The 19,150-nt window shown below is 62.5% G+C and carries 14 protein-coding genes and 1 pseudogene; 9 read left to right on the top strand and 6 right to left on the bottom strand.

Translation table 11 applies throughout. The annotated features are described in order from the left end of the window. Positions 1 to 155: 155 nt before the first annotated feature. Positions 156 to 731, top strand: coding sequence for a flavodoxin family protein (locus AB4N64_RS14510; protein WP_460116470.1), 576 nt, complete (start codon positions 156 to 158; stop codon positions 729 to 731). A gap of 59 nt (positions 732 to 790) precedes the next feature. Here AB4N64_RS14510 and AB4N64_RS14505 read toward each other — a convergent pair whose 3' ends face one another. Then, complete coding sequence (locus AB4N64_RS14505) at positions 791 to 1,222, bottom strand: helix-turn-helix domain-containing protein (protein ID WP_460116468.1); 432 nt, start codon at positions 1,220 to 1,222, stop codon at positions 791 to 793. A gap of 135 nt (positions 1,223 to 1,357) precedes the next feature. On the opposite strand from AB4N64_RS14505, the gene AB4N64_RS14500 reads away from it, so the two are divergent. The 5 genes from AB4N64_RS14500 to ycaC all read left to right on the top strand — a co-directional run bounded on the left by AB4N64_RS14500 (position 1,358) and on the right by ycaC (position 6,040). After that, a complete protein-coding gene (locus tag AB4N64_RS14500; RefSeq protein WP_460116466.1) occupies positions 1,358 to 2,275 on the top strand; it encodes a LysR family transcriptional regulator in 918 nt (305 codons plus the stop codon). Between the two features lie 233 nt (positions 2,276 to 2,508). Then, on the top strand, positions 2,509 to 2,925 hold the full coding sequence (locus tag AB4N64_RS14495; RefSeq protein ID WP_460116465.1) for a DoxX family protein: 417 nt from the start codon (positions 2,509 to 2,511) through the stop codon (positions 2,923 to 2,925). After that, positions 2,918 to 3,511, top strand: coding sequence for an antibiotic biosynthesis monooxygenase (locus AB4N64_RS14490; protein WP_460116463.1), 594 nt, complete (start codon positions 2,918 to 2,920; stop codon positions 3,509 to 3,511). Before AB4N64_RS14495 ends, AB4N64_RS14490 begins: the two co-directional genes overlap by 8 nt. After that, positions 3,508 to 5,346 carry an amidohydrolase gene (locus tag AB4N64_RS14485; protein WP_460116462.1) on the top strand — a complete coding sequence of 613 codons (1,839 nt, stop codon included), beginning with the start codon at positions 3,508 to 3,510 and terminating at the stop codon, positions 5,344 to 5,346. Before AB4N64_RS14490 ends, AB4N64_RS14485 begins: the two co-directional genes overlap by 4 nt. A gap of 67 nt (positions 5,347 to 5,413) precedes the next feature. Next, positions 5,414 to 6,040 (top strand): isochorismate family cysteine hydrolase YcaC, encoded by a 627-nt coding sequence (gene ycaC / locus AB4N64_RS14480; protein ID WP_460116460.1) that lies wholly within the window; start codon positions 5,414 to 5,416, stop codon positions 6,038 to 6,040. 55 nt (positions 6,041 to 6,095) lie between these two features. Here the strand turns inward: ycaC and AB4N64_RS14475 are convergent. Then, positions 6,096 to 7,522, bottom strand: a pseudogene (locus tag AB4N64_RS14475) (mechanosensitive ion channel domain-containing protein). Positions 7,523 to 7,690: 168 nt separating this feature from the next. Continuing rightward, positions 7,691 to 8,710, bottom strand: a complete 1,020-nt coding sequence (locus AB4N64_RS14470; RefSeq protein ID WP_460116458.1) for an alpha/beta hydrolase — start codon at positions 8,708 to 8,710, stop codon at positions 7,691 to 7,693. Between the two features lie 160 nt (positions 8,711 to 8,870). On the opposite strand from AB4N64_RS14470, the gene AB4N64_RS14465 reads away from it, so the two are divergent. Further along, the gene (locus AB4N64_RS14465) at positions 8,871 to 9,767 is read left to right on the top strand and encodes a LysR family transcriptional regulator (protein WP_460116456.1); all 897 of its coding nucleotides are present in this window, start codon (positions 8,871 to 8,873) and stop codon (positions 9,765 to 9,767) included. A gap of 152 nt (positions 9,768 to 9,919) precedes the next feature. Here the strand turns inward: AB4N64_RS14465 and AB4N64_RS14460 are convergent, their stop codons facing one another. The 3 genes from AB4N64_RS14460 to gspG form a co-directional block, all read right to left on the bottom strand. After that, positions 9,920 to 10,438, bottom strand: a complete 519-nt coding sequence (locus AB4N64_RS14460) for a hypothetical protein (RefSeq protein ID WP_460116455.1) — start codon at positions 10,436 to 10,438, stop codon at positions 9,920 to 9,922. 89 nt (positions 10,439 to 10,527) lie between these two features. Continuing rightward, positions 10,528 to 11,715 carry a type II secretion system F family protein gene (locus AB4N64_RS14455; protein ID WP_460116453.1) on the bottom strand — a complete coding sequence of 396 codons (1,188 nt, stop codon included), beginning with the start codon at positions 11,713 to 11,715 and terminating at the stop codon, positions 10,528 to 10,530. 12 nt (positions 11,716 to 11,727) lie between these two features. Continuing rightward, on the bottom strand, positions 11,728 to 12,171 hold the full coding sequence (gene gspG / locus AB4N64_RS14450) for a type II secretion system major pseudopilin GspG (protein ID WP_460116451.1): 444 nt from the start codon (positions 12,169 to 12,171) through the stop codon (positions 11,728 to 11,730). A 194-nt stretch (positions 12,172 to 12,365) separates the two neighbouring features. On the opposite strand from gspG, the gene AB4N64_RS14445 reads away from it, so the two are divergent. Further along, positions 12,366 to 12,974 carry a lytic transglycosylase domain-containing protein gene (locus AB4N64_RS14445; protein WP_460116449.1) on the top strand — a complete coding sequence of 203 codons (609 nt, stop codon included), beginning with the start codon at positions 12,366 to 12,368 and terminating at the stop codon, positions 12,972 to 12,974. 336 nt (positions 12,975 to 13,310) lie between these two features. Continuing rightward, entirely contained in the window at positions 13,311 to 19,139 is a 5,829-nt protein-coding gene (mnxG, locus tag AB4N64_RS14440) for a manganese-oxidizing multicopper oxidase MnxG (RefSeq protein WP_460126545.1), read from the top strand. Positions 19,140 to 19,150 lie beyond the last annotated feature (11 nt).

Here is a 19,150-nt window from a genome sequence, read left to right as displayed (position 1 = left end):
CTTTTGGCGCGCCAGGGAAAATTAACAACATTTAACTCGTGCTGCGTCCGGTCTACGCCCAAAACTCTCGCTCTTCAACGTCCATCGATCGGGCGCGACCCGACCGGCACCGTGGCCCTGTTGCAAAAGGAACAATTTGTCATGAGGACGTCGCAATGAGCAGCGTGGTTGTGGTCTATCACAGCGGCTACGGGCACACCCGCGTCATTGCCGAGGCCGTGGCCCAGGGGGTGGAACGCCACCCGGGCAGCAGTTGCCTTTTGATTTGCGTCGAGGATGTCGACCAGCACTGGGACCTTTTGCACAACGCCGACGCCATCATCTTCGGCGCACCGACCTACATGGGCAGCGCCTCGGCGCGCTTCAAGGCTTTCATGGAAGCCACCTCGGCGTTCTACCTGACCCAGCCGTGGCGCGACAAGCTCGCGGCGGGTTTCACCAACTCCGGTAGCCTGTGCGGGGACAAGCTCAACACCTTGTTGCAGATGGCCGTCTTTGCCGCCCAGCATTCGATGATCTGGGTCGGGCTCGATGTGCTGCCCGCACGCTCCAGTAGCGGACAGTTCGAAGGGCAGATGAATCGCCTGGGCAGCTCACTCGGTGCGATGGCGCAATCGAATGTCGAACAACCTCCCGAACAGGCGCCCCCGGCCGAGGACCGCTGCACTGCCGCGCACCTGGGCGAACGTGTAGCGCGGCTGGCCGAGCGCATGGGCCATGCGCCGGCCTGATCGAGGTTTTCTTGCAAAGGTTTGAGAGAGGAGGCGACACCCCATGGGTGTCACCGGCGTTACAGCGCGTGCAGTTGGGGTGCGAGACGGGGCAGGGCACGCAGGGTACGGCAGCGCCAGGCAAATGGGTTGATGCCTTCGCTGCGAGTGAACATGTGGCAGAAATGGGCCTGGTCGCAGAAGCCGCATTCGAGGCTGATCTGCGTGAGGCTGCGATCGGTGTCCTGGATCAATTGCTTGGCCCGGTTGATGCGCTGCCGACGGATCCAGTCCTGCGGGGAAAGCCCCGTGCTGCATTTGAATGCGCGGGAGAAATGACTGCGTGACAGCGCGCAGGCGCTGGCCAGGTCACTGACTTCGATGGTTTCGCCCAAGCGCTCGAGAATCAGTCGCTTGGCCAGGGCTTCACGCCAGGGTGTCAGGCCACCCGCAGTTTTCTTCGGCGCTTGCGTAACGGCCATACAGGCGGTGTTCTGCTGAGAATGGGCCATAACAAATGTCCGTGTCGGTGAGCTTCATTCTTGGTCGCAGGCCTCTGGCAGGCGAGTTAAACGTTGTTAATTGTGTCGATGTGCAGACACGGGATCGCGTAGAGTCCTACGCATTAAAAAAGGAAGGCCTTGCCCATGAACCGTAACGATCTGCGCCGCGTCGACATGAACCTGCTGGTGATTTTCGAAGCCTTGATGTTCGAGAAGAACTTGACCCGGGTCGCCGAAAAACTGTTCATGGGCCAGCCTGCGGTGAGCGCGGCGCTCGGTCGTTTGCGGGATCTGTTCGACGATCCGCTGTTGTTGCGCAACGGCCGCGGCATGGAGCCCACCGCGCGGGCATTGGCGATTCTCAAGGAATTGCAGCCGGCCATGGATGTCATCTCGGGCGCAGTCAGCCGGGCCAAGGAATTCGATCCGGCGACCAGCAGCGATGTGTTCCGCATCGGCCTGTCGGATGATGCCGAGTTCGGCCTGTTTCCACCGTTGCTGCGCCATTTGCAGGAGGAAGCACCGGGCATCGTCGTCATCGTGCGACGTGCCAATTTTTTGCTGATGCCGGCCTTGCTGGCCTCGGGGGAAATCTCCGTGGGGGTGAGCTACACCACGGACCTGCCGGCCAATGCCAAGTGCAAGAAGCTGCGTGACATTCCCTGCAAGATTCTGCGCGGCGACAAACGGCCAGGGCCGCTGACCCTGGATGAGTATTGTGAACGGCCCCATGCCATGGTGTCGTTCTCCGGCGACCTCTCCGGCAACATCGACCTGGACCTGGCAAAGATCGGACGCAGTCGTCGGGTGGTGCTCGGCGTGCCGCAATTCAGCGGCCTGCGTGCGTTACTGGCCGGCACCGAGATGATCGCCACCGTGCCCGATTATGCGGCGTGTGCGCTGGTCGAGGGCTGCGCGTTGCGCGCCGAAGACCCGCCGTTCCCGATTACCGCCGCACAACTGTCGATGGCCTGGAGCGGCGTGCACGATAACGATCCGGCCGAACGCTGGTTGCGCTCGCGCATCAGCGAGTTCATGTCGCGGCCGCTGCCGATCGATTGATATCTTCAACATCTCTCCTGTAGGAGCGAGCTTGCTCGCGATTGCGCAATGTCAGTCAACGTATACGCGCCTGACAAACCGCTATCGCGAGCAAGCTCGCTCCTACAGGGCGCGCGCGGGCACCCTCCGCGCAACTAAGCACGTACATCCAATTTTCCCTTCCCCCGTACCCGCATTATTCCCTCACGTTGTGGCGCACCCGCGCCCATGGTTTTCATTCGTGCAGGTACCCCATGAACGTTTCGCGACCGGATGAACGGGCCCAGGCAATCGGGCTGTTTTTTTTGCGTGTCAGCGCCAGCCTGTTCCTGCTGTGGGTGCACGGTTTGCCCAAGCTGCTTAACTACAGTGCTCAGTTGCAGGTGATCGAAGACCCCTTCCATCTGGGCGCTCACGTCACCCTGATGCTGGCGATTTTTGCCGAAGTCCTGTGCCCGCTGCTGATCATCGCCGGGGTATTGGTGCGTCTGGCGTGCCTGCCGATTCTGTGTGTCCTGTTGATCGCGCTGCTGGTGGTGCATCCACAGTGGAGCGTCGAAGAAGGGCAGTTCGGCTGGCTGTTGTTGCTGCTGTTCAGCAGCGTCCTGATCGCGGGGCCAGGACGGCTCGCGCTTAATGTCCGCCTCACCGGAGCTTTACGTTATGCCTGAATCCAACCGTTTCGACGAAGTCGTGACCCTGGTCATCAAACACCGGATCAAACCCGGTTTTGAGGTGCCTTACGAAGCCTGGTTACGCAACATCGTCAGCATCGCCGGGCAGCAGGAAGGGCACCTGGGCGTGGACGTGATTCGCGGCAAGAACGCTGGCCTCGACCTGTTTACCTGCGTGCTGCGCTACAGCAGCACCGAAGCGATGCAGCGCTGGCTGGACTCGCCGCAGCGCGTGCAACTGGTCAACGAAGCGGCGCCCATGCTTGCCGATGGCGACCAGACCGAGGTCAACCCGGTCAATGAGTTCTGGTTCGCGCCAACCACCGATAACGCACCACCACCGCCACCACGCTGGAAGCAGGCGGTGGTCACACTGGTTGTGATCCTGCCGCATACCCTGCTGGTGCCGCTGCTGTGGGGCCCGCTGCTCAAGCTCAATGCCTGGCTGTCCAACTACGTGGTCGCCACGTTCCTGATCACACTGACCATCGTTGTGTCGGTGTGCTACCTGTTCATGCCCCTGGCGACGCGTCTGTTCGCCCCCTGGTTGTCCTCTTCCACTCCATCCAAGGAAACGCGATGAACGCCGATCTGATTCTGCTCAATGGTCAATTTCATACCGTTGACCGTGAAAACCCGCGCGCCAGTGCTGTCGCCATTACCGACGGCCGTTTCGTCGCCGTGGGCACTGACGCCGAGGCCATGGCCCTGCGTGGTTCAGCTACACAGGTCATCGACCTCAAGGGCCGTTGCGTCATTCCCGGCCTCAATGACTCGCACCTGCACTTGATCCGTGGCGGTTTGAACTACAACCTCGAACTGCGCTGGGAAGGCGTGCCGTCGCTGGCCGATGCGCTGCGCATGCTCAAGGAACAGGCTGACCGCACGCCAACGCCGCAGTGGGTGCGCGTGGTCGGTGGCTGGAACGAATTCCAGTTTGCCGAAAAACGCATGCCGACCCTGGCCGAACTCAACCAGGCCGCGCCCGACACCCCGGTGTTCGTGCTACACCTGTACGACCGCGCCTTGCTCAACCGTGCAGCCCTGCGTGTGGCCGGCTACACCAAGGACACGCCGAACCCGCCGGGTGGCGAGATTGTGCGTGACTCCAACGGTGAGCCGACCGGCATGCTGGTGGCGCGTCCCAATGCGATGATCCTGTACTCGACTCTGGCCAAGGGGCCGAAGCTGCCGCTGGAATATCAAGTCAACTCCACTCGCCAGTTCATGCGTGAGCTCAACCGCCTGGGCCTGACCAGCGCCATCGACGCTGGCGGCGGTTTCCAGAACTACCCGGACGATTACCAGGTGATCGAGCAGTTGGCCAAAGACCAGCAACTGACCGTGCGTATCGCCTACAACCTGTTCACCCAGAAGCCCAAGGAAGAGCTGACTGACTTCAAGAACTGGACCAGCAGCGTGACCCTGCACCAGGGCGATGATTACCTGCGCCACAACGGCGCCGGCGAGATGCTGGTGTTCTCGGCAGCGGACTTCGAGGACTTCCTGGAGCCGCGCCCGGATCTGCCGCAAACCATGGAAGACGAACTGGAGCCGGTGGTTCGCCACCTGGTCGAGCAGCGCTGGCCGTTCCGCCTGCACGCCACCTACAACGAATCCATCAGCCGCATGCTCGACGTGTTCGAGAAGGTTAACCGCGACATTCCGTTCAATGGTTTGCCGTGGTTCTTCGATCACGCCGAAACCATCACCCCGCACAACATCGAGCGGGTGAGAGCGCTGGGCGGCGGTATCGCCATTCAGGACCGCATGGCGTTCCAGGGCGAGTATTTCGTCGAGCGTTATGGCGCCAAGGCTGCAGAAGCGACACCGCCGATCAAGCGCATGCTCGCCGAAGGCGTACCGGTGGGCGCCGGCACCGACGCCACTCGCGTTTCCAGCTACAACCCCTGGACCTCGTTGTACTGGATGGTCAGCGGCCGCACCGTCGGTGGCCTGGAACTGCACGCCGAAGGGCTGTCGCGCCAGACCGCGCTGGAACTGTTCACCCATGGCAGCGCCTGGTTCTCTTCCGAGCAAGGCAAGAAAGGCATGATCAAGGTCGGCCAACTGGCTGACGTAGCGGCCCTGAGCGCGGACTTCTTCAGCGTCGAGGAAGAAGCGATCAAGTGGATCGAGTCGGTGCTGACCGTGGTCGGCGGCAAAGTGGTCTACGCCGCTGGCGATTTCGAAAAACTCGGGCCAGCCAGTGTGCCGGTGCTCCCGGACTGGTCGCCGGTGGCGAAGGTGCCGGGTCACTGGCGCCAGAACGCGCCGATGCAGGCCCAGGTTCACCATTGCAGCGGTCCGTGTGGCGTGCATGCCCACAGCCATGACAGGGCGCGGATGTCGAGCGTGCCGGTCAGTGATTTTGCCGGCTTCTGGGGCGCCTTCGGCTGCTCGTGCTTTGCGTTTTAACCAAAAGAAAATGCGTTGGCTTTGCGTGCCGACGCTCGTGTAACACCCATCCATCGAGGAGCTTCACATGAGCAACGTTCCGTACACACGCCTGAACAAAGACGATGCGGTTGTCCTGCTGGTCGATCACCAGACCGGCCTGATCTCGCTGGTGCAGGATTTCTCGCCAAACGAGTTCAAGAACAACGTCCTGGCCCTGGGTGACCTGGCCAAGTTCTTCAAACTGCCGACCATCCTCACCACCAGCTTCGAAAACGGTCCGAACGGCCCGATGGTGCCTGAACTCAAGGAGCTGTTCCCGGACGCGCCGTACATCGCCCGTCCTGGCCAGATCAACGCCTGGGACAACGAAGACTTCGTCAAGGCGATCAAGGCCACTGGCCGCAAGCAACTGATCATCGCCGGTGTGGTCACCGACGTGTGCGTAGCGTTCCCAACCCTGTCGGCGCTGGCTGAAGGCTTCGAAGTGTTCGTGGTAACCGACGCTTCCGGCACCTTCAACGAAACCGTGCAGCAAGCGGCCTGGGCGCGCATGACAGCGGCCGGTGCACACCTGATGAACTGGTTCTCGGTCGCTTGCGAGTTGCAGGGCGACTGGCGCAACGACATGGAAGGCCTGGCCAACCTGCTGTCGCAGCGCATCCCTAACTACCGCAACCTGATGAACAGCTACTCCGCACTGGCCGCGAAATAACCCCGCAATAACTTTGTGGGAGCAAGCCCGCTCCCACATTTTGATCTTCATGCATTCAACGCTTCTGCATCCAACTCAAAAACCCCCCTTTTTGATCGGCACCGGCTTGGTCATCAGTGCCAATCGGCTGTTCTGCGTGCGCACCGCCTGCAACTTGTTCAATGCCCGGCCCACTTCCACGCGTTGCTCCATTGCACTGCGCACCAGCGCCTTGTCGATGCGGTAGATGACGCACGAGGTCAGGGTGGTGAAGGTAGCCTGGGAAGGGGTGTCGCCGAGGATGCTTTGTTCACCCATCACTTCACTGGGGCCCATGCGCCCGGCTTCGGTGTCTGCGTTGCCGTCCGGCACGGTTGCACTGACCACACCGGTGGCGATCACCATCAGGCTGTTCGGTATTTCGTCCAGTCCCAAGACCACCTGGCCAGCCGCGTATTGTTGCGCCACCATGGACTGGGCCATCTGGTCGCGTTCGTCGTCGCTCAGCGAACGGAAGATTTTCACTTCATCCAGCAGCGCCCGTGCGCGAGTCGCCGGTTCGATCACGCCATCGAGCCTGCGGGAAATACCGGCGGCCTCAAGGTGCCGGTGCGCCAGGTCGAACAGTTGATTGCGCACTTCGCTTTTGTTGCCCAGCTCGGCGATAAAACCGCTGATCACGTATTCGGACATGGTTTCGCCAGCTTCCTTGAGCACGGCTTTTGGTGTCGGATTGGCCAGCAAACGGCTGCTGCCGCGCAGCGTGCGCTCCAGGGCATCCAGAACCCTGCGTGGACGAATGTTGTTGGGTACCTGGATGCTGATCGACACGCCGAACATGTTGTTGGGCCGGCTCAGGTTGACGATCTTCGCCTTGGCCGCCACCGAGTTCGGAACGACGGCGGTCGTGCCGGCGCCGGTCAGCAGGTGCGTGGCGCGCCAGTCGATGTCGACCACCTTGCCCTCCACACCGTCGATGACGATCCAGTCATCGACCTGATAGGGCTTGGTGGTGTTGAGCACGATGCCGGAAAACACGTCGCTCAAGGTGCTTTGCAGCGCAAGACCGACGACGATTGCCACGATCCCGGAAGTCGCCAGCAAACCCTTGACCGGCAGCTCCAGCACATAACCGGCAGCGGCGACGATCGCGGCGAGAAACACCAGCGCCCCGATCACGTCCTGCAGCAAGCGCCCGCTATGCCCGATGCGGCGCATCAGCACCAGGCCGATGACTTCGGTCAATACCCGTGCGGCGTACAACCACCAGAGAATTCCCAATGCGGTAGCGCCCAGTTGCGCCACACGATCATCAGCGAACAACGGCGCCTGCAAAGGATTGACGCCGGCATTGATGCTGATCGCGCTGAACAACATGAACAGCACCAGGCGCACCGCCACCCGCGTCACGCGATGCTTGAAAGGCGCGAGGTGCCAGAGCACGGTGTCGATGAGCAGGAGCAGGGCGCTGAGGGTCAGCAGGTGGTTGGTGAGGAAGGACATGGGGACGCTCCGCAAGGCAGGGACAGGAACCGGAACCCTGTAGGAGCAGCCGGTCGACGCTCGAATGCTCGCGATGGACGCCCAGACACCGCGGGCATTCAGACAGCCCGCGTCATCGTTCACGTCCATCGCGAGCTTGCTCGCTCCTACAGAGGGTGATTGGCGGATTTACTTCAGGTGTTCTTTGAGCTCCAACGCCGCCTGGCGCACCGCCGCTTTCACTTCCGGAATCTGGCTCAGCGGATTGAGCAGGCCGAAGTCGTGGATCATGCCGTTGTAGCGCACTGCGGTGACCGGCACACCGGCCGCATCCAGATGGCGGGCGTAGGCTTCGCCTTCGTCACGCAACACGTCGAACTCAGCGGTCTGCACCAGCGCGGCGGGCAAGCCCTTGAGCTGTTCGGCGCTGGCCTGCAACGGCGAGGCATGGATCTGCGCACGCTCGGCCTTGTTGGTGGTGTAGTTGTCCCAGAACCATTTCATCATGCCTTTGGTCAGGAAGTGGCCTTCGGCAAATTGCTGGTACGAACCGGTTTCGAACTGTGCATCGGTCACGGGCCACATCAGTAACTGGAAGCGCAGGGCCGGGGCTTTCTGTTCCTTGGCCATCAAGGCCACGACTGCCGCCATGTTGCCGCCGACGCTGTTGCCGGCCACTGCCAGGCGTTTACCGTCGACACCGATCTCCTTGCCGTGTTCGGCCACCCAGCGGGTCGCCGCATACGCCTGATTGATCGCGGTCGGGTATTGGGCTTCTGGCGATGGCGTGTAGTTGACGTACACCGCGACGGCACCGGAGCCGACCACCAGGTCATGGATCAGGCGCTGGTGAGTCGGGTAGTCGCCCAGCACCCAGCCGCCACCGTGGAAGAACATGAACACCGGCAACTCGCCCTTGACCTTGGCCGGGCGCACGATTTTCAGGTCGATGGTCTGGCCGTCGACCTTGATCGCACGGTCGCTGACTTCAACACCCGACAGGTCCACTTTCACCGAGTTCTGCGCACCGGTCAGCACCGCACGGGCGTCTTTCGGGCTCAGTTGCTCGAGCGGCTTGCCACCACCGGCAGCGAGGGCTTCGAGGAAGGCCTGGGTGTTGTGTTCGACACCTGGGCTGCCTGCGGCGAACGCATTGCCGACAGCGAGGGAGAGGAGGGAAGCGGTCAGGGTTTTTTTGATGATGTTCATGGGGCAATTCCTTTTTGATTAATTAGAAGTTCGTTACCTGAGGGTCAGGGCTGCTGGCTCTGCGGTTCAGGCCTCAGCAACACCGTGGACACAGATTAATAAGTCGCCGCACAAGGAAAAAGCGGCTATAAAGCGTTTAACTGTCAACCAGAGAGTGACAATGAACCCGTTCGAAGACATGCGTATTTTTTGCCAGGTCATGGACTCCGGAAGCTTCACGGCGGCGGCCGATCAATTGGGCCTGTCCAAACAGTTCGTCAGCCGACGCCTGATGCAGCTCGAAGAGCGCCTGGGCGTGCGCCTGCTCAACCGCTCGACGCGGCGACTGGACGTGACGCCTTTGGGCCACAGTTATTACGAGTCGGCCATGCGCTTGCTCGGTGAGGTCGAGCAGGTGGAGCAGGGCATTGCGGGCCAGACGACCGAGCCGCGCGGCAGCATCCGCTTGAGTGCGCCGCTGTCGTTTGCCGTGGCGCATTTGGGTTGCCTGCTGCCGCTGTTTTTGCAGCGCTATCGCGATGTCACGGTTGACGTGGACTTGAGTGACCGGCCGGTGGATCTGCTGGGCGAGGGGTATGACCTGGCGTTGCGTATCGGCGTGCTCGAAGACTCGACGCTGATTGCCCGGCGCATTGCCGTCATCCAGCGGGTGTACTGTGCAAGCCCCGCCTACCTGGCCGAGCGCGGTACGCCACTCAAGCCCGAGGACTTGCACAACCACGACTGCCTGCCCTACGGCCACGGCCGCCAGGTGCAATGGCGCTTTGCCGGACCGGGTAAACCGCTGACGGTCAATGTCGCCGGGCGCATGCGCGTCAACAACGGTGAATTGCTCAGAGACGCCGCCTTGGCCGGGATGGGGATTACTTATTTGCCGACGTTTATCGTCGGGGCGGCGTTGAAGGATGAACGGTTGGTGCCGGTGCTGGAGGACTATCAGCCCGAGCCGCTCGTGTTGTCGGCAGTTTACCCGCAGCATCGCCAGAGTTCGCGCCCGGTGCAGGCGCTGATCGAGTTTTTGCGGGAGCGGTTGGATGGGGTGGAGGGAGGCCTGTAGGGTTCACTCGGCCTCTGTGGGAGCGGGCTTGCCCGCGATTGCGGTGTGTCAGGCGACTTCTCTATCGACTGGCACGGCCCCATCGCGAGCAAGCCCGCTCCCACAGGTTGTGTAACTCACAAGGTCTATGGGTGTTGTTGGATCACTCTCGGTCAGGACCGTTTGTCATCACCCGGCTCGCCACCGACGTGTACGCCGTGGTCGTCGCCGATCTCGCCGGAGCGATGTACACCGTGGTCATCGCCGATTTCCCCTGAGCGATGAACGCCATGATCATCACCGGGCTCGGAGTGGGTGCCACTGCGACCCGATGAGGCCGTGTTGCCGGAATGCCCCGAATCGTTGCCTCTGCCGCTATTGCCACTGTGGTCGCCACCATGGCTGCTGCCGCTGTTGCCGCTGCCATGATCACCGCCGTGACTGCCACCGCCGCCGCCACTGCCGCCACTGCCGCCACCGCCTCCATTTCCACCGCCACCGCCGCCAGATCCACCTCCGCCACCACCACCGGATCCTCCGCCACCTCCATGGCCGCCGCCACCGCCGCCACCACTTCCGCCATCCTTGGCCTGTGCGCTGGATACGCTGGACAGGCTGTCCGGGATCAACACGGTAGACGCCGACAAGACCGCGCCAATCGCTACTGCCAACAAGAGTCTGTTGATATGCATGTCGTTCTCCGTTTTCTGTTTCGGGTTTGAACGTCTGTGCTGCTTGATTCAATGGGTGAACACCTCACCCTGCGTATTTATTCGCAGGGTCAGTGAATGCTTGAGGCCAATTCGAAGATCGGCATGTACATCAGGATCACGATGACTCCGATCAACAGTCCGATGAACGTCATCAGCAGAGGCTCGAACAACCGCACGAACCACTCGATCCATCGGCTGATTTCCTCGTCGTAGAAATCGGCGCTGCGCTCCATCATCTGCCCCAGGTTCCCGGACTGCTCGCCGGCCCGCAGCAGGCGCAGCGAGACCGGCGTGACCAGTTGGTTGAGCTCCAGCGCGGCTGAAAGCGACTGGCCCTCACGCACCCGTTCGCAGGCCTGATCCAGGCGCGTGCGGGAGGCGACAGTGAGCAGGTTGCGAACCATGCCCATGGCCGTGACGAGCGGGATGCCGCCCTGCAGCAAAATCCCCAGCGAGCGATAAAAACGCGCCAGTTCGTACATGACGATGCGCTGATGGACTGCCGGCAGTTTTTCGATCAAACGGTCCACGCCCCGACGAAAGGTCGGTTGTCGTTGCAGGAAGGTGAGGGTGCCAATGATCGCCGCAAGGCCACCGAAGAACTCCATTTGATGCGCATGGAGGAACATGCCACTGCTCATCAGGATCTGCGACAGCCACGGCAGGTCCGAGCCCAGGCCCTCGAATACCAGGCTGAAGCGCGGCACCACATAGCCCATCAGGAACAGCACCACGCCACCGCCCACCACCAGCAACAACAGCGGGTAGATCGACGCGCTGACGATCTTCTGCCGCACCTCGTCCATGCGTTGGCGATAGCTGACATAACGCCCCAGAGCCTCGCCGACGGCGCCGGTCTTTTCGCTCGATTGCACCAGCGCCACGTACAGCGGCGGGAACACCGCCGACAACTGCCCCAAGGCCTGGGAGAACGATTTGCCTTCATACAGCAGGCGTACCAGTTCACTCAGGGTCTTGCGGGCCTGCGGCGCACTTTCCTTTTCCGCGAGGCTCTCCAATGCATCGATCAACGGCAGGCCGGCATTGAGCAGGGTGGTCAGTTCCTGGCTGAACAGCACCAGATTGAACGCTTCGCGCTTTTGCAGGCGCAACGCCCGCCAGTGGCGCTCGGCGTGCAGGCTGACTACCCGCAGGCCCTGGTCTTCGACCATGCGTCGCGCTTCGCTGTCACCCTGGGCCTCGATGCTCATCGACACCACGCCAGCCTTGCCCACCGCCTTGAGATGGAAACGCATGCGCACCTCCGGTCACTGCCAACTGGTGATTTCGGCGTTTTCGCCGTCACCACCGGGCTGCCCGTCCTTGCCCATGGACAGCAGGTCGTATTCGGCGTTTTCACCGGGGTAACGGTAGGTGTAGCTGCGGCCCCACGGGTCCATGGGCAGTTTTTTCTGCAAGTACGGGCCGGTCCAGCGGGTTTCGTCGCTGGGCGCAGTCACCAGCGCCTGCAAACCCTGTTCGGTCGACGGGTAGTGGCCAACCTCCAGGCGGTAAAGGTCCAGGGCTTTGCCCAAACCTTCGATCTGCGCCTTGGCCACTTTCACTTCGGAGCGGCCGAGCTGGGCGAAATATTTGGGTGCGACGATGCCGGCCAACAACCCGAGCACCACCAGCACCACCAACAATTCGAGCAGGGTGAACCCGCGTTGAGTTCGCGTTGAACGCGGGGCGAAACACAGTGGCTGTTTCATGATGACCTCACAGAGTCGGCAGAAGGGTCGCCACAGCCCCTCATGCAATTGCCATGCTCACCCCCGGACATCCTCGCGCAACCCTTGATTCACGGGCCTCCACGCAATCGGCACAGTGCTTGCGTATGCCTGCTTTACCACCGGCTATTGGGGCATTACCCCCATTTTTCGGGGTCGGTCAGGGGAGAAGAATAATGAAAACACTCACCGCGGGATTGCTCGGCTGTGTGCTGCTGGCAGGTGCCGCCCAGGCCGATGTCTTCGTTTCCGTGGACGCCAAGGGCAGCTACGTTCTGTCCAACGTCCACCGCCCGGGTCGGACCTACGAACGGGTGATTCGCGAGCCATCGTCCTCGCTGGTCAGCCTCGATCAGCAACCGCAGATGATTGCCCGGCAGCCCTATGCCGAGTGGGTGTCGGCGGCGGCCACGGCCAATCATTTGCCGGCGGCGCTGGTTCATGCGGTGATCCAGGCTGAGTCCGCCTACGACCCCAGCGCACGGTCGGCGAAGGGGGCGGGAGGCTTGATGCAGTTGATGCCCGACACCGCGCGGGAGATGGGCGTGAGCAACGTCTACGATCCCCAGGCCAACATCCAGGGCGGGACCAAATACCTCAAGCGCCTGCTGACCCTGTTCGACAATGACATCGCCCTCGCCGTGGCCGCCTACAACGCCGGGCCGCAAGCGGTGCTGAGCCGGGGAGGGGTGATACCACCGTTCGCCGAAACCCAGCGTTATGTCCCCAGTGTGCTGCGCCAGTACCGCCGTTTGCAGGGGCTGGCGGCGGATGCGCCGTTGTAAACCGGGGGTGCCCCAGTTCTGGGGCATAAGCCCCTGATCCCCAAACACACCCCGTCTCCTGTGGGAGCGGGCTTGCCCGCGATAGCGTTGGATCTGCCCATCATTTGTTGCCTGACACTCCGCCATCGCGGGCAAGCCCGCTCCCACAGTGGATCACTCGGAGCAATCTGCCATCCACCCGAAATGTGGGGGAAATGGGTGGGGGATTTCCCCCCACTTATCAAGTCGTTATCGCAACAGACTGAAAAATAACAAAAATATTTATGGCATGCGGATTGCTCAAAGGGATTTGTCGAGAACCATTCCCTGTGAAACCCCACAGCGAGGACCGTGATCATGACCGGTATCCCCCACGCTCATCACCTGGTAAACCTATTGCTGTTTCTTGCGCCGCTGTTCGGCGTCGAACTCGCCCAAGCCGCTGCACGCTGCGAACGCAATCTGGTGGCGAACGTCGTGGCGCTGGATCAACCGCTCATGTTCAACCGCCTCGGCGCCCAGAACGTCAACGGCATGATCTACGCCCTGCGCCGCGATGTGGTCGACGATAACGAAGTGTCGTTGGCCCAGGGCGGCGCGGCGGTGCCGGGCAAGGTGACGCTGCGGCCGGACAAGCGTCCGCGGCCGCTGGTGTTGCGCGTGGCGGCAGGCGACTGCCTGACCGTCAATCTGCAGAACCTGTTGGCTTATCAGGCCAACCCCGGTTCCCATGAGGATGGCGCACAAGAAGGCGAGGAGGAAGGGGGCGTCGCAGTCGGCAACCTTGACCCCTTCAAGGTCGACGAGCAGGTCGCCGACCGTCACGTCGGTTTTCAGGTCAACGGCCTGCAAGCGGTGAACAGCGTCGACGACATCTCGTCGTTCACCGGACGCAACGCCAACACCCTGATCCCCCCAGGTGCCAGCCGTTCCTACACTCTTTACGCCGAGCGTGAAGGGGTGTTCGCCGTCAGCAGCCGTGGCGCGACCTTCGGTGGCGAAGGTGCGGCCGGCAACGTCGCCAACGGCCTGTTCGGCCAGGTTGCAGTGGTGCCCAAGGGTGGTCGCAGCTACCGCAACACGATCACCGAGGAAGAAATGCGCCTGGCCAGCACTGGCCGCACGCCAGCCGGGCAGCCGATAGTCGATTATCAGGCCCGCTACCCGCAACGCGAGCCATGGATACGTGAAGGCAAGGCCGGCTCGCCGATCATCAACATGGTCGATGGCAACGAAATCATCTCCAGCGAAAGCGACGCCATTGTCATGGGCAGTAATGCCGACGGCAGTTTCCTGCCCGCCACCTACGCGCTGGAGTCAGTCGGTAAACGTAACCCGGCGCTGCCCAATCGCCTTGAGCCGTTCCGTGATTTCGCCTCGCAGTTCCAGGATGAAACGGCGGCGACCCAGGCGTTCCCCGCTTACTGGGCGGATCCGGTGATGGCCCACGTGCTGGAGCCGACCCGCGATTCGTTCATGATCAACTACGGCTCTGGCGGCATGGGGGCCGAAGTGGTCGCCAACCGTCTGGGCGTGGGGCCGATGCACGATTGCCTGTCCTGCGCTTATGAAGAATTCTTCCTCAGCTCCCACACCGTCGGTGATGTGGCGATGCTGGTGGACGTTCCGGCCAACGCCGGCCTGGAAGGCATCACGCCCGGCCAGACGCCGCGCGCCGACCAGGTCGGGGTCAAGGCGACCATGGCGCTGTATCCGTCGGAGCCTTCCAACGTCAACCACAGTTACATCGGTGACTTCGTCAAATTCCGCAACACCCACAACGGCCACGAGCAGCACATCTTCCACCTGCACGGGCACCAGTGGCTGTTCAACCCCAATGACGATAACTCCGATTACGTCGACGCCCAGGGCATCGGCCCAGGGGCCGGCTACACCTATGAAATCGCCAACGGCGGCTCGGGCAACCGCAACCGGGTAGCGGGCGACGCGATCTATCACTGCCACTTCTACCCGCACTTCGCCCAAGGCATGTGGGCCATGTGGCGGGTGCATGATGTGTTCGAAGAAGGCACCCAACTCGAAGTTTCGCAACAAGGTAACGACGGCTACCACAGCGAACCCTACGCATTGCGCCAGGGCAAACCGGCTGCGGGGGCGCGGGCCTTGCCCGATGGCGAGATCATCGCCGGCACGCCGATCCCGGCCGTGGTACCGCTGCCCGGCAAAGCGATGCCACCGATGCCCGGCAAGGTCGCGGTGGTGCCCAAAATCAGCGAAACCCTGGTCGCCGGCCATGACGACGATGATGAACATGAGGACCAAGGCGATGGCGACGGCCAACACCACGGTGGTGGCGCCCAGGCCATCGGTTCCCTGGCCCTGGTTGACCGCAGCGAAGCCAACCGCAACGCTGACGGCACGCTGAAAAACCCTGGCTATCCCTTCTGGATCGGCGGCATGGAAAGTTCGGTTGGCCAACGTCCACCGACCCCACCGCTGGACATGCTCGACGCGGCCACGGCTCAAAGCCTGAAAGCCACAGGCAAAGCCCTATGGGCGAACCTCGACCCGAACCAGTCCGGCGGTTGGGACGGTGGCCTGGGGCGTCATTCCCTGGATGGTTTCTCCGCCGGTGGTGAAGCCCTGACGGTGACCACTTCGCTGGATTTTTCCAAGGAAGTGAAACGCGCCAAGCCGCTGTACCTGCCGGAAGAGGGCACCGAAGTCGAACAGGCGGCCATGGCCTTCCATGCGAAAAAGGAACACCCAAGCTTTGCCCTGCTGCCCGGCAACCAGATCGTGCCGCGTAACTTCCGCACCAACGGTGCCTTGCCGATAGCCGGTGCGCCGTACTACGAGCCGTGCATGGATGACCGGCAGAAGCGCCTGACCAGCAGCGCCGGCACCGGTGAGTTCGCCAGCGGCGAGCGGGTCGACGGCATGACATTTACCGGTTCCTCCACCTACACCGCCGACCGTCCACGTATCTACAAGGCGGCCAATATCCAGTTTGACGCGGTCTACAACAAAGTCGGCTACCACTTCCCCCAAGCGCGCATCCTGGCGCTGTGGGAAGACGCCTGGCCGGTGATCACCAAGCAGCGTCCACCAGAGCCGCTGGTGATGCGCATGAACACCTTCGACTGCGTGCAGTACCAGCAGACCAACCTGGTGCCCGCCACCTACGAGATGGACGACTATCAGGTGCGCACGCCTACCGACGTGATCGGCCAGCACATCCACCTGCCCAAATGGGACCTGACGTCTGCCGATGGTTCGGCCAACGGCTGGAACTACGAGGACGGCGTGCTTTCCCCAGGTGCAGTGCAAGAGCGTATCCACGCCATTCGCGAATTCAACCAGTGCGAAGGCACCGATCCGCGCGACGGCACACCGGCCTGCCCGAAAGCCAAAAACCATCCATTCTTCGGCCAATACGGCCGAGCGGACTGGGTCGGCGCGCGCACGGCGATGCAACGCTGGTTCGTCGACCCGGTGATCAACACCAAGGGCGTTGACCGTGGCTTGGGCACCATCTTCACCCACGACCACCTGGGCCCATCGACTCACCAGCAGATTGGTCTTTACGCCACCGTATTGGCTGAACCTGCCGGCTCCACCTGGTTCCATGCCGAAACCGGCGAACCGTTGTACAGCGGCGCGCGCCAGGACGGCGGACCAACCTCGTGGCAAGCGGTGATCAGCACGGGTGACCTGGACGGCGACGGCAAGAACGACAGCTTCCGCGAGTTCTTCCTGGAGTACAGCGACTTCCAGCACGCCTATGAAGCGGGTGTGTATGTGGGCGCCGGCCCTAACGGCGTGCCCAATCCGCAAGCCTTCCCGGCCACCGCGGACAGCTTCCGCTACGCCATCAACCCACCGGTGCGCAATAACGCCAGCACCTTGCTCGATGGCATGCTCGAAGTGCAGGGCGGCATGGTGCCTGGTTGCCCGACCCGGCCGTGCCCACAGGCAATCTCGGTGGATGACCCTGGCATGTTCGTCGTCAACTACCGTAACGAACCGCTGGCCCTGCGCGTGTACGACCCGAACAAGGTCGGCCCGGACGGCAAGCGCGGCATGCAGGCCGATGGCCTGGGCGGCGACCTGGCGTATGCCATGCAAAGCCGTACCGACCGTGCAATCCCGGCGATGAACCTGGCACCGAACCTGATCACCGCGGCCACCGGCCCAACCGGTGGCACCACCTTGTTCCCGCCCCACATCAACAAGGGCGGCGCGGAAGCGGGTGACCCGTTCACGCCGATGCTGCGCACCTACACCGGTGACAACGTGCGGTTGCGGGTGCATGCCGGTGGTCACGAGGAGGAGCACAACGTCACGTTGCACGGGGTTAAATGGCTGCAGAGCGGTTCCGGCTTCGGCAACAGCTCCAACTCCGGCTGGCGTGCGTCGCAGATGATCGGCATCTCCGAGCAAATGGGCTTTATCGCACCGGTTTCGATGCTCTCAAGCTCGGCGGCGACCACGGGTGACTACCTGTACTCGATGGACGCCTCGATCGAAGGCTACTGGAGCGGGATCTGGGGCGTGATGCGCAACTACACCGCACAACGCAACGACCTGTTCGCCATCCCCAACAACGCCAAACCGACCGGCATGCGCAACACCGTGGCGTTCGACGGCGTGTGCCCACGGATCGGCGCCAACCCCAACGGCATCGGCACCCGGCCAACCCCGCAGCGCAACTATGAAGTGGTCGCGGCACTGGCCAATGACATCCTCACCAACCCGCTGGGCCTGACCATTGGCGACCCGGCAGGCTTGGGCATGCACGTGGGGGGGCCGTTGAACCCGGCGGGCGGCACCCTGGTGTTCAACTCGCGCACGGTGAGCATTCCACAGGTCACCGTGACCGATCCCGAAGACGGTGAAACCATCACCATCGGCGGGCAAAGCGGGCCGCTGCATGACCCGACCGCGATCCTCTACGTGCGCAAGGCTGATCTCGACATCACCACCGGCAAGCTCAAACCCGGTGTGCCCGTCGAACCGCTGGTGCTGCGCGCGGCGGCCGGTGATTGCATCAACATCACCCTGGAGAATCGCCTGCCAAGCGTGATGCCGGACCTGACCCAGACGGCGGTGATGCAAGGCATGGTCAAGCGCGACCGCAACAGCGGCACGGGCTCGACCACCTTCAGCAACAACCTGATACGGCCATCGAGCCACGTGGGTCTGCACGCGCAGTTGCTGGCGTACGACATCACCAAATCCGACGGCACCAATGTTGGCGCCAACCCGATCCAGACCGTGCCACCGCGCGTCGGCAACAGCGGCGCGTACCCGACCCGTTCCTATCAGTACTACGCCGGGCACCTGGAGCGTGAAGGCAAACCGATCACCCAACTGGGGCGCAACGTCGACAACATCAATGCCACGGCGATCGAGTTCGGCGGCTTGAACTTCACACCGGCGGACGTGATCAAGCAAGGCCAGAAAGGCCTGGCAGCAGCGATGAGTATCGTGCCGATGGGCGCCACCTGGGTCGAGGATGCACGCAAGGTCAATGCGACGGTGACCGCGCCTGGCCAAACCAGCTACCGCGACTTCGCGATGGTCTGGCAGAAGGCGCTGAACATGCGCTGGGCCAACGGGCGGCCCGTGGAAGGGATTGCGGCGGAAGGGTTCGGCGTGCCGACCGACCCGCAGGACAACTCCAGCATGGCCATCAACTACAGGACCGAGCCGCTGTGGTACCGCTTTGGCCTGGCACCGGATGCACCGTTCGGTCACGCGCAGGGTGCCGGTTATGGCGACATGACCAACGCGCACATGGCCTACAGCAATGCGCTGGTGGGAGGCGATCCGCAGACGCCGGTGCTGTACGCCAAACCGGGGCAACCGTTCAGGACCCACATCCTGATGCCAACCGGCGGCAGTCGCGGCACCACCTTCCAGCTGGACGGGCATGTCTGGTCGGCCAACCCATTCCTGTCGGAGAAGAGCGATACCGGTGGCTATCCGATGGGTGCTCCGGGCGTGGGCTCGGTGAAGTTCGGCTACAACCCGATGTCGATGTACATCGGCGCCCACGAAAGCATCCTGCCGGCGGCGCACTTCAGCTTCATGTTGCCGAGTGCCGGGGGTGTCAACGCGGTACCTGGGGATTACCTGTTCCGCGACTACGGCGCCTTCGGGAACATTTCCGGGTTGTGGGGATTGCTGCGGGTGACCAATGAGCCGGAACCGGCACCGTAGGAGGAACCTGT

The sequence above is a fragment of the Pseudomonas sp. S2_C03 genome (assembly GCF_054668405.1).
Note: the sequence above shows the minus strand (reverse complement) of the source record. Positions and strands in the feature narration are given on the sequence as shown.

Bases quoted from the DNA above. Each gene is read 5' to 3' on its own strand.
- AB4N64_RS14510 (WP_460116470.1), top strand. From the start codon at position 156: ATGAGCAGCGTGGTTGTGGTCTATCACAGCGGCTACGGGCACACCCGC.
- AB4N64_RS14505 (WP_460116468.1), bottom strand. From the start codon at position 1,222: ATGGCCCATTCTCAGCAGAACACCGCCTGTATGGCCGTTACGCAAGCG.
- AB4N64_RS14500 (WP_460116466.1), top strand. From the start codon at position 1,358: ATGAACCGTAACGATCTGCGCCGCGTCGACATGAACCTGCTGGTGATT.
- AB4N64_RS14495 (WP_460116465.1), top strand. From the start codon at position 2,509: ATGAACGTTTCGCGACCGGATGAACGGGCCCAGGCAATCGGGCTGTTT.
- AB4N64_RS14490 (WP_460116463.1), top strand. From the start codon at position 2,918: ATGCCTGAATCCAACCGTTTCGACGAAGTCGTGACCCTGGTCATCAAA.
- AB4N64_RS14485 (WP_460116462.1), top strand. From the start codon at position 3,508: ATGAACGCCGATCTGATTCTGCTCAATGGTCAATTTCATACCGTTGAC.
- ycaC (WP_460116460.1), top strand. From the start codon at position 5,414: ATGAGCAACGTTCCGTACACACGCCTGAACAAAGACGATGCGGTTGTC.
- AB4N64_RS14470 (WP_460116458.1), bottom strand. From the start codon at position 8,710: ATGAACATCATCAAAAAAACCCTGACCGCTTCCCTCCTCTCCCTCGCT.
- AB4N64_RS14465 (WP_460116456.1), top strand. From the start codon at position 8,871: ATGAACCCGTTCGAAGACATGCGTATTTTTTGCCAGGTCATGGACTCC.
- AB4N64_RS14460 (WP_460116455.1), bottom strand. From the start codon at position 10,438: ATGCATATCAACAGACTCTTGTTGGCAGTAGCGATTGGCGCGGTCTTG.
- AB4N64_RS14455 (WP_460116453.1), bottom strand. From the start codon at position 11,715: ATGCGTTTCCATCTCAAGGCGGTGGGCAAGGCTGGCGTGGTGTCGATG.
- gspG (WP_460116451.1), bottom strand. From the start codon at position 12,171: ATGAAACAGCCACTGTGTTTCGCCCCGCGTTCAACGCGAACTCAACGC.
- AB4N64_RS14445 (WP_460116449.1), top strand. From the start codon at position 12,366: ATGAAAACACTCACCGCGGGATTGCTCGGCTGTGTGCTGCTGGCAGGT.
- mnxG (WP_460126545.1), top strand. From the start codon at position 13,311: ATGACCGGTATCCCCCACGCTCATCACCTGGTAAACCTATTGCTGTTT.